Annotated in this window: 15 protein-coding genes and 1 pseudogene; 9 read left to right on the plus strand and 7 right to left on the minus strand. The window is 64.5% G+C overall.

Features of this window, described 5'->3' with window-relative positions:
- Positions 1–797: 797 nt before the first annotated feature.
- Positions 798–1,064, minus strand: coding sequence for a 30S ribosomal protein S20 (gene rpsT / locus ABIA42_RS34435; RefSeq protein ID WP_035704405.1), 267 nt, complete (start codon positions 1,062–1,064; stop codon positions 798–800).
- Positions 1,065–1,486: 422 nt separating this feature from the next.
- Here rpsT and ABIA42_RS34440 point away from each other — a divergent pair, with 422 nt between their 5' ends.
- Both ABIA42_RS34440 and ABIA42_RS34445 read left to right on the plus strand, forming a co-directional pair.
- On the plus strand, positions 1,487–1,804 hold the full coding sequence (locus ABIA42_RS34440; RefSeq protein WP_027563964.1) for a hypothetical protein: 318 nt from the start codon (positions 1,487–1,489) through the stop codon (positions 1,802–1,804).
- Between the two features lie 141 nt (positions 1,805–1,945).
- The gene (locus ABIA42_RS34445; RefSeq protein WP_271527954.1) at positions 1,946–2,689 is read left to right on the plus strand and encodes a polysaccharide biosynthesis/export family protein; all 744 of its coding nucleotides are present in this window, start codon (positions 1,946–1,948) and stop codon (positions 2,687–2,689) included.
- Positions 2,690–2,824: 135 nt separating this feature from the next.
- Here ABIA42_RS34445 and ABIA42_RS34450 read toward each other — a convergent pair whose 3' ends face one another.
- From ABIA42_RS34450 to ABIA42_RS34460, 3 genes are all read right to left on the minus strand, one after another.
- On the minus strand, positions 2,825–3,496 hold the full coding sequence (locus tag ABIA42_RS34450) for a dienelactone hydrolase family protein (RefSeq protein ID WP_370116816.1): 672 nt from the start codon (positions 3,494–3,496) through the stop codon (positions 2,825–2,827).
- 198 nt (positions 3,497–3,694) lie between these two features.
- Positions 3,695–4,030 carry a hypothetical protein gene (locus tag ABIA42_RS34455; protein WP_271527956.1) on the minus strand — a complete coding sequence of 112 codons (336 nt, stop codon included), beginning with the start codon at positions 4,028–4,030 and terminating at the stop codon, positions 3,695–3,697.
- 24 nt (positions 4,031–4,054) lie between these two features.
- Positions 4,055–4,819, minus strand: a complete 765-nt coding sequence (locus ABIA42_RS34460; protein ID WP_271527957.1) for an alpha/beta fold hydrolase — start codon at positions 4,817–4,819, stop codon at positions 4,055–4,057.
- A 358-nt stretch (positions 4,820–5,177) separates the two neighbouring features.
- Here ABIA42_RS34460 and ABIA42_RS34465 point away from each other — a divergent pair, with 358 nt between their 5' ends.
- The 3 genes from ABIA42_RS34465 (at position 5,178) to ABIA42_RS34475 (ending at position 9,430) form a co-directional block, all read left to right on the plus strand.
- Positions 5,178–5,669: a (2Fe-2S)-binding protein gene (locus tag ABIA42_RS34465; protein WP_271527958.1), complete on the plus strand. Its 492-nt coding sequence runs from the start codon at positions 5,178–5,180 to the stop codon at positions 5,667–5,669.
- Positions 5,666–7,951 carry a molybdopterin cofactor-binding domain-containing protein gene (locus ABIA42_RS34470; RefSeq protein ID WP_370116813.1) on the plus strand — a complete coding sequence of 762 codons (2,286 nt, stop codon included), beginning with the start codon at positions 5,666–5,668 and terminating at the stop codon, positions 7,949–7,951. Before ABIA42_RS34465 ends, ABIA42_RS34470 begins: the two co-directional genes overlap by 4 nt.
- Before the next feature lie 384 nt (positions 7,952–8,335).
- Positions 8,336–9,430 carry an HD-GYP domain-containing protein gene (locus ABIA42_RS34475; protein WP_370116810.1) on the plus strand — a complete coding sequence of 365 codons (1,095 nt, stop codon included), beginning with the start codon at positions 8,336–8,338 and terminating at the stop codon, positions 9,428–9,430.
- A 193-nt stretch (positions 9,431–9,623) separates the two neighbouring features.
- On the opposite strand, the gene ABIA42_RS34480 is transcribed toward ABIA42_RS34475, so the two are convergent.
- Positions 9,624–11,204 (minus strand): AMP-binding protein, encoded by a 1,581-nt coding sequence (locus ABIA42_RS34480; RefSeq protein WP_370116808.1) that lies wholly within the window; start codon positions 11,202–11,204, stop codon positions 9,624–9,626.
- 168 nt (positions 11,205–11,372) lie between these two features.
- Positions 11,373–11,792, minus strand: coding sequence for a VOC family protein (locus ABIA42_RS34485; protein ID WP_370116805.1), 420 nt, complete (start codon positions 11,790–11,792; stop codon positions 11,373–11,375).
- 119 nt (positions 11,793–11,911) lie between these two features.
- Between ABIA42_RS34485 and ABIA42_RS34490 the strand changes: the two genes are divergently transcribed.
- The 4 genes and pseudogenes from ABIA42_RS34490 to ABIA42_RS34505 all read left to right on the plus strand — a co-directional run.
- Positions 11,912–12,886: a Bug family tripartite tricarboxylate transporter substrate binding protein gene (locus ABIA42_RS34490; RefSeq protein ID WP_370116803.1), complete on the plus strand. Its 975-nt coding sequence runs from the start codon at positions 11,912–11,914 to the stop codon at positions 12,884–12,886.
- Positions 12,887–13,036: 150 nt separating this feature from the next.
- Entirely contained in the window at positions 13,037–13,315 is a 279-nt protein-coding gene (locus ABIA42_RS34495; RefSeq protein ID WP_370116801.1) for a DUF3551 domain-containing protein, read from the plus strand.
- A 96-nt stretch (positions 13,316–13,411) separates the two neighbouring features.
- Entirely contained in the window at positions 13,412–13,864 is a 453-nt protein-coding gene (locus ABIA42_RS34500) for an ArsR/SmtB family transcription factor (protein ID WP_370116799.1), read from the plus strand.
- Positions 13,865–13,872: 8 nt separating this feature from the next.
- Positions 13,873–14,208 (plus strand): annotated as a pseudogene (locus ABIA42_RS34505) (SRPBCC domain-containing protein); the annotation flags it as partial.
- A gap of 27 nt (positions 14,209–14,235) precedes the next feature.
- On the opposite strand, the gene ABIA42_RS34510 reads toward ABIA42_RS34505, so the two are convergent.
- Positions 14,236–14,364 (minus strand): hypothetical protein, encoded by a 129-nt coding sequence (locus ABIA42_RS34510; RefSeq protein ID WP_370116796.1) that lies wholly within the window; start codon positions 14,362–14,364, stop codon positions 14,236–14,238.
- Positions 14,365–14,369: the final 5 nt, after the last annotated feature.

Here is a 14,369-nt window from a genome sequence, read left to right on the forward strand (position 1 = left end):
CTTTGCGTGCCGGGGTAGCATTGCGATGTCTCTCGTGTTGCGCCGGGCGCGAGCGGGAAGATCCCGCTTGGAGACATTCAGACAAACAGCTACCATTCCCATACTGCTATGGGTTTTGAACCGACATCGCTTGTTGAAGCGTCGCCTACGTGCACACCGCCGCCGATTTGCACGTTCGCCCCGTTTCCTAAACCGCACTGGTCTGAAGATCGTGGGCGCCGCTGACGACTTAAGGAATACACTAAGCGGAAAGACTCGCAACGAAATTGATTCACACTTGAGGCGTCAAAAAACTTGACCTCGGTTAACGCCGCGCGTGAGTTGTTCACAGGCTCCGAAGCAAGTTTTTGAATCCGTGCGTAGAATCGAGAATGTCGCGCAGCGTGTGACAATTTTCGGCCACCGCCAAAATTTTTTTACAAATTCGTCACGCGCCCGACGTGCGAGCGAATTTTCCAAATGCTTGTCGCTGCTATGTTGATAAGTGATTATTGGTGCATCGCTTTTCGAGACTGGTTTTGCAGGGTAACTCCACGGCACACGTGGCCCAGTGAATCTACGGTGTGCAGAACTCTCGTCCGCCGCCGATTCAATTCGAGCCCGCAGCGCAGGGGTTTTTGCAACGCGGTGAAAGCTTCCGCCGTTGCAACTTGTCGGCAAGATAACGCAGACGATGCGTCCACGATCGAGCTTCGCATGACCGCTTGCGTGAATATGACAGTCAACAAAAAAGCCCGGCGCGATGCCGGGCTGTTTGACGCGCTGACCGGATCGACCGATCAGATGATGTCGCGAGACTACTTCGCGAGCTTGGCGATCTGCGCGGTGAGGCGCGAGACTTTGCGGCTGGCGTTGTTCTTGTGAATGATGTTGCGCTGGGCGGCGCGCATCAGAGCGGGCTCGGCAGTCGCGAGTGCCTTCACGGCGGCGGCGCGATCGCCGGTCTTGATGGCTTCCTCGACGGTGCGCACGGCACCGCGCATCTGGGTGCGGCGCGATTTGTTGACGGCGGTGCGGCGGGCGATCTTGCGCGTCGCTTTCTTGGCGGAAGTGGTATTGGCCATGGTCTCAATGTCCTTTGCGGGTACCGGTCGCGTCTTGGTCGGGTAGCGCCGGCTTGCTTGACCGCGTAATCGACGCTCGGATTTAGGGTGTTCGGTTGCTGGGCCGTTCCCGGAACATGAGCGACGGCCTTGCGGCTGTCTCTGAGGCTCCAAAGAGTCTTCAAGCTCGAGAGAGTCTTCAAGCTCAAGGTGCCTGCAACTGCTCAAAGAACAGCGGCGGCAGGATTGCGCCCACCGCCAATTGGCGCCCTTATAGAGAGGGTCTTTGGCACCGTCAACGCTTTCGGGAGCCGGAAATCCGGCCTTTGACGGCCTCGATGGAGCCGTAACGCCCTGAAGAGGTTGAATTTCTGCCGTCGTCCGGCTATTGGCTGGCAACGTTCCAAGAGGTCATCCGATCGGACGACCATCGTAGGTGAGGCATGATCCGCGGCTTTTTCCGACTGATTGGGCTGTTGCTGCTCGCCGGCGGGTTCATCTTCATGGTCTATGATGGCGCCCGCTGGGTGGCCGACCAGACCCTCAGGTTCACCCGGTTCGGCCAGTTCTGGAACGACATCAATCAGGCCAGCCAGTCGGCGTTCCGCACCTGGGTCGAGGCCAAGGCGCCCTGGCTCTGGACCTCGGTGATCCGCCTCGTGCTGGATCAGCCGGTCTTCGCCGTGCTCGGCATTCTGGGCATTCTCCTGATGATCCTGTTCCGCCCGCGCAAGCCGTTGATCGGCTATTCCCGGGATTGATCTTCAATTCCCGCAGGGGCTGAGCTGGCGCTGGCAGCGGCGTAACGCGGCTGCCCCTTGCCGCGCACCGCACCCACTCAACGCTTTATTAACCATAACCGGTGCATCACTGGAGCCGTCTCGTTTCGAGGGATAAGTCCGGTGCCGGTTGCACGCGCGTTTCGATGGTCGATCTTGGCAGCATCCCTGGCAGCGTCCGCCGCGCTTGCCCTCGGCGGCTGCATGCAGACCGCCGGTCCCGTCGCGGTGATGCAGCCGCGCGCCGATCTCGACTCCATGGCCTATGGCCAGCCCTACAGTGCGCCGCAGCCGGTCGTCGTTGCCAACAACGGCGGTGGCGCCATCGCGGCGCTCAGCAACTCCTTTGGGGCGTCACCCGCACCGATGCCGATCGGCTACGCGGCGCCGATGACGGTGCGCCATGGCGCCTCCTACCATCTCGACGCCGGCGACAAGCTTCGCGTCGTCGTCTACGGCCAGGAAGGTCTCACCAACAGCTATTCCATCGATGCCGGCGGCTCCATCACCATGCCGCTGATCGGTGCGGTGCCGGCGCGCGGCCGCACCACGGCGGGGCTTGCCGGCGAGATCGCCGCGCGCCTGCGCAACGGCTACATCCGCGAGCCCTCGGTGGCGGTCGAGATCGAGGCCTATCGCCCGTTCTTCATCCTGGGCGAGGTCCTCGCGCCCGGCCAATATCCTTACGTGCCGAACATGACGGTCGAGAGCGCGGTCGCCATCGCCGGCGGTTTCTCGCCGCGCGCCAAGCGCGACTTGGTCACCATCACGCACACGGAGAACGGCGGCGCCATGCGCGCCGTGGTGCCGCTCGGCACACCCCTCAGCCCCGGCGACACCGTGTTCGTCGGCGAGCGCTGGTTCTAGGTTTCGGCCAACTCTCTCCTCGTCATTCCGGGGCGCGCGTAGCGCGAGCCCGGAATCCATCGGTCCACAGAGATGGTGGCACGATGGATTCCGGGCCTGCGCCTACCGGAATGACAGCGGAGAGAGAAGCGCGTCCTACTTCAAATGCTTCGCGAAGAACGCCATGCTGCGCGGCCAGGCGATGTCGGCGCTGGCCTTGTCGTAGCTGGCGCGCTCGTCGCAATGGAAGCCGTGCTGGGCGCCCGGATAGACGAAGACCTCGACGTCGGGCCGTTTCGACTTGATGGTCTCGACGTCGGTCAGCGGGATGCCGGCATCCTTCTCGCCGAAATGCAGCTGCGTCGGCACCTTCGGCGTCTCGTCGGCAAAGCGCACGACCGCGCCGCCGTAATAGCCCACCGCGGCCTTCAGCCCCGACAGCCGCGTCGCCGCGACGAAGGCGACGCTGCCGCCGAGACAGAAGCCGATGATGCCGACGGGGCCAACGCTCTTCGCTGCATCGATCGCGGCTTGCGTGTCGCGCAGCATCGCGGCCCAATCCGGATTGGCGACGAACTTGCGCGCCTCCGCGATCTCGTCGGGCGAATAGCCCGACTGGAAGTTCGGTGACGTCCGGTCGAAGATCGACGGCGCGATCGCGACATAGCCTTCCTTCGCCAGCCGGTCGCAGACCGAGCGGATGTGGTGATTGACCCCGAATATCTCCTGGATCACCACCACCGCGCCCTTCGGCGTGCCGGAGGGGTCAGCGCGATAGGCGCCGAGCTGGAAATTGTCGGAGGTCGTCAGCTTGATGTCCTGTCCCACGCGAATTGTCCTTCTTCTTGATGGTCGGGAATTCTACTCGCGCCACAATCTCGTCATGCCCGGGCTTGTTCCGGCATCCACGTTCATGGCGCCGCACGAAAGATCGTGGATGGCCGGGACAAGCCCGGCCATGACGATGTGGCAACTTCAATGCGCGCCAGCGCGGATACGATTTCTCTGTGTCATGAAGGGCCGCCATCACTCCCACATCCAGTTCTCGCCGTAGTCCTCCTTCCATCCTGCCAGCCGTCCGTGACGGAATTGCAGGAACAGGCGGTGACGGTAGGGGATCAGACCGCTGCCGCCGATGTTGCGCAGTGCGAGATAGATCTCGTTGCCGGGGCGCCCGCGAACATATTGCAGCGGCTGGCCGAGGGCGCGCGCGGTCTGCTCGGCATCCATCCCGAAGGCGAGCGGCGTGTTGTTCGACAGGGTCGCGACGAAGGGTCGGCGCGGCGGCATGGCGCCGAACGGTTCGGCCTGCGCGGATATCGACAGCAACATCGCGCCCGCCGCCAGCATCGCCCGCTTCATCGCCTACGTCCTTGCTTGATCGACCTATGCCGGCAAGTTCTTCAGGAAAGGCTCGACCGCGTCAACAAAAGCCTTGGGCTGATCGATGTTGACGGCGTGCCCGGCGGCGGGGATCACGACCTTTTGTGCGCCGGGGATCTTCGCCGCCATGTAGTCGGACGCGGCGAGGAACGGCGTGTCGTCGGCGCCGACCACGATCAGCGACGGCACCTTGATGTCGGGCAGCAGCTCGATCACGCGCGCATCGCGCTGGGTCAGCATGCCGCGCGCGGCAAGCGCCAGCCCCCTGGCGTTGCGATGGCTGGCGGTGGCGCGCTCGCGCGTCGCCGATTTCAGCATCTCGAGGCCTTCGCGGTCGAGCCTGTCGGCGGTGGCAAGCGCCCGCGCGTTCCAGGCCTCGCGCGCGTCGTCCTTCTTGAAGCCAGGACCGGTGTCGATGATCAGCAGCGCGCGGGCACGCTCGGGATGCGCGCGATAGAACGCGAGCGACATGTAGCCGCCGAGCGAGAGGCCGCCGATGATGGCGCGCTTGGCGCCGACCGCATCGAGGATTGCCGCCATGTCGCCGACGGTCAGCGCTTCGCTGTATGCGTTCGGATCATCGGGATAGTCGGACTGGCCGTGGCCGCGCATGTCCCACAAGATCAGCTTGTGATCCCTCGCGAGCGCATCGACCTGCCCATGCCACATCGCCGAGGTCGAGGAATAGCCGTGGGTGAGCAGCAACGGCGGACCTTCGCCATGAACCTCGTAGTAGATATTGACGCCGTCCCGATCGATCCTCGGCATTGCTTCCGCCCTTTCGTTTTATTCCAGCCGCGACTTCAGTGCTTCACCCTCCATGGGAGGGTAAGGGTCGCGATTGGCTCCATTCTACTTTGCGAAGTTACCTCGAAGAAACCGCCGGAATGCGATGGCACGCATGTCTGGTGTGCTCGCTGTTGTGTCCAGTAGCTGCGCCGGCGCCGTTGGCGCGGCGCACAACGAGCGGGTGTGAAGGTGGTTTTCTCGACTGCCTCCAAATTGCATTTGCCTCTCCGTCTGAACGCGATCATTCTTCCGGGCAAGGCTGACGCCAGCCCGGTGGGTGTCAGCCGCACAAATTGCCGCCGTAAGCGGCTTCATGCACCGGCAGGGGAAGACGCCTATGCCAACACTCACCATCAACGGGCGGAGTCTGTCCGTGGATGCGGCGAATGATACGCCGCTCCTCTGGGCGATCCGCGAGCAATTGCAGATGACGGGCACCAAGTTCGGCTGCGGTGCCGGGCTGTGCGGTGCCTGCACGGTGCACGTCAACGGCGAAGCCGTGCGCTCGTGCCAGACCATGATCGGCGACGTCGCCGGCAAGAAGATCACCACTATCGAAGGCCTCTCCGCCAAGGGCGATCATCCCTTGCAGAAGGCGTGGATCGCCGAGCAGGTGCCGCAATGCGGCTACTGCCAGTCCGGGCAGATCATGCAGGCGGCCTCGCTGCTCGCGAAGAATCCCAATCCGACCAGGGAAGAAGTGGTCGCGCATATGGACGGCAATCTCTGCCGTTGCATGACCTATTCGCGGATCCAGAAGGCGATCATGCGCGCTGCCTCCGAGATGCGCACCGCGTCCACCACCTCCAGCGAGCGGAGGCCCACATGAACGAGCATGTGAAGAACGTCGTCCCCGCGACGACCGATCTCAGCCGCCGCTCCTTCCTGGTCGGCTCCGCCGCGACCGGCCTCGTGCTCGGCTATGCCGGCGTGCCCGGCATCGATGCTGCGGCTGCCGCGGCGCCCGCCAGTTTCGAGCCGAGCGTCTGGTATGCGATCTCGCCGGATGGTCTCGTCACCGTGACCTGCGGCAAGGCCGATATGGGCCAGCACGTCGCCTCCACCATGGCGCAGCTCGTCTGTGAGGAGCTGGGCGCGAAGTGGAGCGACATGCGCGTATCGCTCGCCTCCAACGATCCGAAGTTCAACGATCCCGTGCTCGGGGCGCAGATCACCGGCGGCAGCTGGTCGACCATGATGAACTTTGACGCCATGAGCCGCGCGGGCGCCGCCGGCCGCATGGCCCTGACGGAGGGTGCGGCCGCCGCAATGGGCGTGCCGGCGTCGGAGCTCGTGGTGCGCGATTCCACGATCGTGCATCCGAAGTCGAAGAAGCAGATGTCGTTCGCCGACGTCGTGAAGAGCGGCAAGGCGACCAAGACCTTCACGCCGGACGAGCTGAAGGCGATCAAGCTGAAGACGCCGGATCAATACACCCTGATCGGGGTGTCGGTGCCGCAGCTCGACATCCCCTCCAAGACCAACGGCACGGCCAAGTACGGCATCGACGTGATGCTGCCGGGCATGGCCTACGGTGCGGTGGTCACGCCGCCGGTGCGCTTCGGCGCCACGGTGAAATCGGTCGACGACAGCGCGGCGAAGAAGGTGCCGGGCTTCATCAAGGCCGTCACGCTCGACGACAAGACCGGCACGACGTCGGGCTGGGTCGTCGCGGTCGCCAGCACCTATGCCAACGCCAGGAAGGCGGCGCAGGCGCTGAAAATCGCCTATGACGGCGGTCCAAACGCGAAGCTGTCGAGCCAGTCGCTGCTCGATGAAGCCATGCGGCTTCAGAAGCTGGAGGATTCCGGCCAGTTCTTCGTCAAGGACGGCGATCCCGTCGCTGCGTTCGGCTCCGCGGCCAAGGTAGTGGAGGCCGAGTACACCACCAGCATCAACATCCACGCGCCGCTGGAGCCGATGAACGCCACCGCGGAGTTCAAGGGCGACATCCTGCACATCTATTCCGGCAACCAGTTCGCGACGCGCTCCGGTGCGATCGCCGCAGGCGCCGCCGGGATCGATCCGAAGTTCGTGGTGATGCACCAGCATTGGCTGGGCGGCGGCTTCGGCCGGCGTCTCGATGCCGACATGATGATTCCCGCCGTGCAGGCGGCGAAGGCGGTCGGCAAGCCGGTGAAGGTGATCTACTCGCGCGAGAACGACATGACGATGGATTTCTCGCGTCCGCTCACCTATCAGAAGGTGAAGGCCGGCGTGGACGGCGACGGCAAGCTCATCGCCATCAGCCACGACGTGGTCTCGGCCTGGCCGACCGCGCGCTGGGGAATCCCCGATTTCCTGACGCCCTCGGTCGACAAGAAGGGGCCGCTCGATTCCTTCACGGTCAATGGAGCGGACTTCTTCTACACGGTGCCCAACCATTACGTGCGTGCGATCAAGAACGAGCTCGCGCACAATGCCACGCCGTCCGGCCAGCTTCGCTCGGTGGCGCCGGGCTGGACCTTCTGGGCGGTCGAAAGCATGATCGACGAGATCGCGGCTGCGACCGGCAAGGATCCCGCGCAGTTCCGCATCTCGCTGCTCGACGGCGCCGGCAAGAACGATGGCGGCGCGCAGCGGCTGCGCAACACGCTGCTCGCCGCGATGGGACTGTCCGGCTACGGCACCAGGCAATTGCCGAAAGGCGAGGGCATGGGCGTTGCCTGCGTCTCGTCGCAGGAACGCGCGAGCGCGAGCTGGACGGCGTGCGTGGCTCACGTCGCCGTCGCGCCGTCGGGCGCGGTGACCGTGAAGAAGCTCACGATCGCAACCGACGTGGGCACGCAGGTGCATCCCGACAACATCCGCGCCCAGGTCGAGGGCGCGGCGCTGTGGGGCCTGTCTCTGGCGATGTACGAGAAGGCGACGCTGAAGGACGGTGGCATCGAGCAGACCAATTTCGACAGCTACACGCCCTTGCGCATGAGCCAGACGCCCGAGGTTGCGGTTGCCGTGATCGCCAATGGCGAGAAGGCCACCGGCGTCGGCGAGCCCGCGGTGACGGTGGTGGCCCCCGCCATCGGCAACGCCATCTTCAATGCCAGTGGCGCCCGCGTCCGGGCGCTGCCGATCACGGCCGAGGCCGTGAAGGCGAGCATGAAGGCGTAGGGTTGGATGAAGGCTGCTTGAGACAATCCGCCGGAGGGCCAACCTCCGGTGGATTTGTTCCGAGCCTTTGCAGTCGCGTTCACCGTCGTGCCCGGGCTTGTCCCGGGCATCCACGTTCTTCGTGTCCCGGCTCAGGCCGTGGATGGCCGGGACGGGCCTGCCATGACGGAGACTTCGGAGCCAAAAATTCCCCTTTATTATCAATGACCGTTCTACTGTGCATGGGGTTGTTTTCGCGGTTTTGAAGTTCCCGCCGACGGGGAGACGAAACCCGTAAAATTGGACGCAATTCCGCAGGGTTCCATTGAGCACGCCTCTTAAGGGCCAGAGAACCTGATCCGGCTTAGGCTGACGCCAAATCCCGTCCCGTGCCTTGGGGAAGTCATGAACGCCTCAGCGAAACCCGCCGCCAAACGTCGGCTTCTGCTCGCCTCCGATCGCAGCGACGAGAGCAGCGAGCTCGCCAGCATTCTGAAAGCGGTCGGCGACGTCTCGACAGTGACGACAGAGGCCATCCCCGTCCAACCCGCGCGCGATCTCTCCGGCCTCGTGGTCGACATCAACCTGCGCTCGCCCGAAAGCGTGCAGCGGGTCCGCAACAAGCTGCGCGGCGATGCCTACCGTTCGATGCCGCGGCTGTTCGTGCTCGCAGACGCCCTGCATCACGGCACCATGCAGGCCTGGGCGTTGGGGGCCACCGACACCATCTCGCGGCCGCTTCAGGCCGACGCCATCTTGCAGCGCGTCCGCGCCGCCTTCCCGGACACTGCCGCCTATGACGCGACCGATCGCGGCAAGACGCTCAACCGCGGCGTCGAGGCGGCGCACGCGGTGCTGGCCAAGATGTTCGAGAAGATGCCGCTCGGCGTGCCCCTGACCTTCGATGACGTCATTGCGGCCGAGAGCAAGATTCTGAAGGCGATCAAGCATTCCTCGCTGCGCGAATGGCTGACCACGGTCGGCTGCCACCATGTCGGCAGCTATCGCCATTGCCTGTTCGTCACCGGCTTCGCCGTCGCCTTCGCCCAGCATCTCGGCATGCGCGAGGACGACCAGCGCCGCCTGACCCGCGCCGCGCTGCTGCACGACGTCGGCAAGGCCTTCGTTCCCGCCGCGCTGCTCGACAAGCCCGGCAAGCTCACCGACGAGGAGATGGAAGAGGTGCGCCAGCATCCGCGTCGCGGCTATGAAGCGCTCGCCGCACAAGGCGGCTTCCCGCCGGAGATGCTGGACGTGGTGCTGCATCATCACGAATTCCTCGACGGCTCCGGCTATCCGAACGGCCTGTCGTCGAACCAGATCAGCGACATCGTGCGGCTGACGACGATCGTCGACATCTACGCCGCCCTGGTGGAGAAGCGCGCCTACCGCATGCCCTTCACCCACTCCCGCGCGTTCTCGATGATGGAAGGCATGGGCGGCAAGCTCGACCAGCAGCTGTTGCAGGCGTTCCGGCCGGTGGCGCTGGGATCGTTCTGATCTTGGCGTCGTCTCCGATTTAATCGGCGACGGCGCTGCACTCTCGGTGTCGTCCCGGCGAAAGCCGGGACCCATAAGCCGGGGAGTAGTTTGGCGAAGACTGGTCGTTCGGGACTGCGGCCATCCACCATCGATAGATCACGCGGTGTGGGTCCCGGCTTTCGCCGGGACGACGTTGGGGCGATAGCTTGCGCTACCCAACCATCTTCCTGAGCTCCGCCTTCGCCACCTTTTCCAGCGTCGAGCGCGGCATGTCGTCGACGAGCCTGATCTCGCGCGGCACCTTGAAGTCGGCGAGGCCCTTGCGGCAGGCGGTCATCACCCTGTCATGCAGGTCGGGCGCGGCGCCCGCGACGCCGCCTTGCGGGATGATGAAGACGACCGGCACCTCGTCCAGCATCGGATGCGTCTTCGCAACCACCGCCGCCTCGCGCACGCCGGGGACCAGCGCGATCACCTGCTCGATCTCGGAGGCCGCGACGTTCTCGCCGCCGACCTTCAGCATGTCCTTGGCGCGGTCGCCGAACTTGATGTAGCCGTTCTGAAGCCGCTCGACGCGGTCGCCGGTGAGAAAGAAGCCGTGCTCGTCAAAACTCTCGCGCGTCGCCTTCTCGTTGTGCAGATATTCTGCGAACAGCGACAGGCCGGGGATGCCCTTGATCGCGAGATTGCCGGTGCCGCCGACTTCCGTCGGCCGTCCGTCGTCGTCGGCGATGCGGATCTGGTATTCGGGCGCGGCGCGACCGATCGACATCGGGATGTTGGGCTGATCGACCTCGCCGACGATGCCGTGGGTGATGGTCTCGGTCATGCCCCACCAGCCGATGACCTTGACGCCGAACGCGGCGAAGGCCGGCGGCTCGTTGATGGCGGACCCCCACAGGCGGAATTTGTGGTCCCTCGGGATCTCCTGCTCGAGCAGGGCCTTCATGCAGAACGGAATGGTCGAGGTCCAGGTCGCGCCGTGCTCGCGCGCCACGCTCCAGAACCGGCTGGCGGAGAAGCGCGGCTGGATCACGCAGGAGCCGCCGACCCACAGCGTCGCCAGCATGGAGTAGGCCAGCGCATTGGTGTGGAATAGCGGCAGATAGGTCTGGTGCACGTCGCTCGCATGCAGATCCTCATGTGCGGCGTTGATCTTGGCGCCCCACAGCGCGTTGGCATGGGTCCACAGCACCGCTTTCGGCCGCGACGTGGTGCCGGACGTGTACTGCACGCTGCAAGGCGCCAGCGGATCGGTCGCCCGCTGCGGGCGGTCGGCGCTGTCGGCGAACAGCGCCTCGAAACTGTCACCGCGCGAGACGGCCTGCGCAGGCGCCGTGCCGGCGTCATGCGACGTCACTGCCATCCAGCGAATGTTGCGGCAGTTCTGCGCGACGACTTCCGCATAGGCCGGCTGCGTGATCGCGGCGACCGCGCCGCAATGATCGGCGAAATACTCGATCTCGGCCGGCGCCGAGCGGGTATTGGTGGTGACCGCGATGGCGCCGAGCTCGACACAGGCGAACCAAGCCAGCATCGCCTCGATGCAGTTGTCGAGATGAATGAGCACATATTCGCCGGGCTTGACGCCACGCCTGGCCAGCCCTGCCGCGAGCGAACCGACTCGCTCGTGAAATTCGCCGTAGCTCCAGTGCCGCGCCGGCGCGTCGAACGGCGCCCAGATCAGGAACGGATGGGCGCTGCGCACCTCGGCGCGCATCCTCAAGAGCCAGGGTACGTCGAGCCCGTCGAAGGGGCTCACGATTCCGGCGGCGGTTTTCTGGATAGCCATGTGTCCTCCCGTGCAGCCTGCATCTTGCTGGCGGCTGCTTTTCGATGATTGTGTCTTCCTGCCATCCGATGGCGTGGGAAGCAAATTGGGGGTCAGTCCGCGCTCCCCCGTCATTGCTTCGCCGCAAGGGCTCCTCGCAGCGACGGTGTTTAGGGCAGGCAGCGAGTCCTAACGGCCATCGTCCTCGTACGACGAGATCTCGATCAAGCTGCCATCCGGGTCCCTGCAATAGACCGAGCGCAGCGTGCCGCGCGCGCCTTGCCTCGGGCCTGGGCCTGCTTCGATCGCGACGCCATGTGCCTGCAAATGCGCCACCACCTCGTCCGGTGTGGCCGAGGTGAGAAAGCAAAGATCCTCGCTGCCGGCGGTCGGGTGGCCGGCGGTGAACCACTCCACTTTATCTGCATCGCGTTGCCGGACGTTGATCTTCTGGTTACCGAATTCGAGGAAAGTGCGGGGCGGCTTGCCGCCGCCAGGATCGAACAGCTTGACTTCCATGCCGAGAATCTTGCGATACCACTCCGCGGTCACCGCGACATCGCTGACATTGATCACGAGATGATCCAGGGCGTGAACCTTGACCGGCATGTCTCATCCTTTCGTCGTGATGCGCGCTGCGCACTTTCCGCCTGTAGCAAGCTTTGTTACAACCGACGCGACTTTCCAGCTATCCGACTTTCAAGAACAACACTGGGAGAACCCTTGAGATGATCACTCGCCGTACCGCGCTGGGCCTGCTCGCCGCCAGTCCGCTTGCAGCCAACCCGCTGTCGAAGGCCCTTGCCGCCGATTACCCGGCCCGTCCGGTGAAATGGGTGGTCGGCTATCCGCCGGGCGGGGCCACCGACATCCTGGCGCGGCTGCTCGGCCAGCGGCTCTCGGAAAAGCTCGGCCAGCAATTCGTGGTCGAGAACAAGCCGGGCGCCGGGAACAATATCGCCACCGAATCGGTCGTCAATGCCGAGCCCGACGGCTACACGCTGCAGCTGGTCAATCCGGCCAACTACATCAATGCCTCGCTCTACGCCAACCTGAAGTTCAACTTCGTGCGCGACATCGCGCCGGTCGCTTCGTTCCAGCGGGTGCCGAACGTGATGACCGTCAACAAGGACGTGCCGGCCAAGAACGTCGCCGAGTTCATCGAATATGTGAAAGCCAATCCCGGCAAGGTGAACATGGCCTCGTCCGGCAACGGCACCTCGGTGCATCTGTCCGGCGAGATGTTCATGGCCATGACCGGCTGCAAGATGCAGCACGTGCCCTATCGCGGCGCTGCGCCCGCGATCACCGACATGCTCGGCGGCCAGGTGCAGGTGATCTTCGACAACATGCCCTCGATCATCCAGCACATCCGCTCCGGCTCGCTGCGCGCGATCGGCGTCACCACCGCGCAGCGCTCGCCGCAACTGCCCGACGTGCAGGCGATCGCAGAGACCGTCAAGGACTACGAGGCCAGCGCGCTGTTCGGGATGGGTGCGCCGAAGAACACGCCGAAGGAGATCATCGCCAAGCTCAATGCCGAGGTCAACGCGCTGATGAAGGAGCCCGACATGGCCAAGCGTCTGGTCGAGCTCGGCGGCGAGCCGCGGGTGCAGACGCCTGAGGCGTTCGGTGAGGAGATCAAGGCCGAGACCGAGAAGTGGAAGAAGGTCGTCGAGTTCGCCGGCCTGAAGGTCGAGTAAGGATCTTGTGATGATCGAGATGGAGCCCTGCCGTTCGGCAGGGCTTTTTTCTTGCGCGCTCGATGCCAGTTGATCTGGAATAAAAGGCCGCAACGAAACCTGATGATATGTGGGACCGTATCTCGCGTCACAGAGAGAGGAATTGGTATCATGCGGATCATGCAATTGGCGCTGCCGGCGCTGGCCACCATGGTTCTCGTCGGTTTCGCCGCCAGCACCCCCGCCACAGCGCGCGATTATCCCTGGTGCGCGCAGGGCGGCGAGTACGACTATCCCGGCGAATGCGCCTACAGCACCTATGAGCAGTGCCAGGCCAGCGTCTCCGGCCGCCTGCTGTTCTGCGATCGCAATCCTCGCTTTGCCTACGGCCAGCAACAGGTCCCTCAACCGCGGCCGCACCGGCGCGCGCGGCCTGTCATTCCGTACTGATCGCGCTTCGCACGCTCGCCCGATCACGCAGTCGCGCGGACCCGTGCGAACGGGTTCCTGCTTGACGCGCTTTCGCTCGCGTCTATACTAAACCATATGGTTAAGTATAAGGACGAGACGCTGGACCGGACCTTTGCGGCGCTATCCGACCCGACACGGCGTGCCCTGCTGGCACGTCTCGGCGAGCAGGACGGCCTGACGGTGAGCGAGCTGGCCGCGCCGTTTCCGGTCTCGCTGCCGGCAATCATGAAGCATCTCGACGTGCTCACGGATGCCGGCCTGATCATACGGGAGAAGACCGGACGCACGGTCGCCTGCCGGCTCACCGCGCAGCCGATGGAGCAGGCGATGAGCTGGCTCAATCGCTATTCGCAGTTCTGGTCCCACAATTTCGATCGTCTCGCCGCCTTCGTGGAGGATGAGAAATGGCCAACGCCGCCGCCAACGCCGCCGAACGCCCGGCAGAACGTCCAAGCCTCACGCTCACGCGCCGGCTCCGCGCGCCGCCCGAAAAGGTCTACGCCGCCTGGACGCAAGCCGCGCAGCTAGCGCAATGGTTCGGGCCGCCGAACATGAAGCCGGCGACGCTTCAGGCCGAGCTCGACGTCCGCGTCGGTGGCCGCTACCGCATCAGCTTCATCCGTGACGACGGCGAATATTTCGAAGCCGGCGGCCATTATCGCGAGGTGGTGCCGAACGAGCTCCTCGTCTTCACCTGGGCCTGGCACTCGACACCGGAGCGTGAATCGCTGGTGACGATCTCGCTGAGGCCGGACGGTGCCGGCACCTTGATGGTCTTCCATCACGCCCAGTTCTTCGACGAGACCGCACGCGACAACCACCAGCGCGCCTGGAGTTCGTTGCTCGACAAGCTCGACGCCTTCGTCGCCTGACGTCAGGGAGAACGCCATGCAGCACCATCAGATCGTCTCGCGCGAGCAATGGATCATCGCGCGCAGGGCCCATCTGGCGCGCGAGAAGTAGCTCACGGCGGCCCGCGAGCGCCTCGCCGAGGAGCGCCGCGCCTTGCCCTGGGTCAAGGTCGACAAGGCTT

The sequence above is a fragment of the Bradyrhizobium sp. USDA 327 genome (genome assembly GCF_041262065.1).
Taxonomy (GTDB): domain Bacteria; phylum Pseudomonadota; class Alphaproteobacteria; order Rhizobiales; family Xanthobacteraceae; genus Bradyrhizobium; species Bradyrhizobium liaoningense.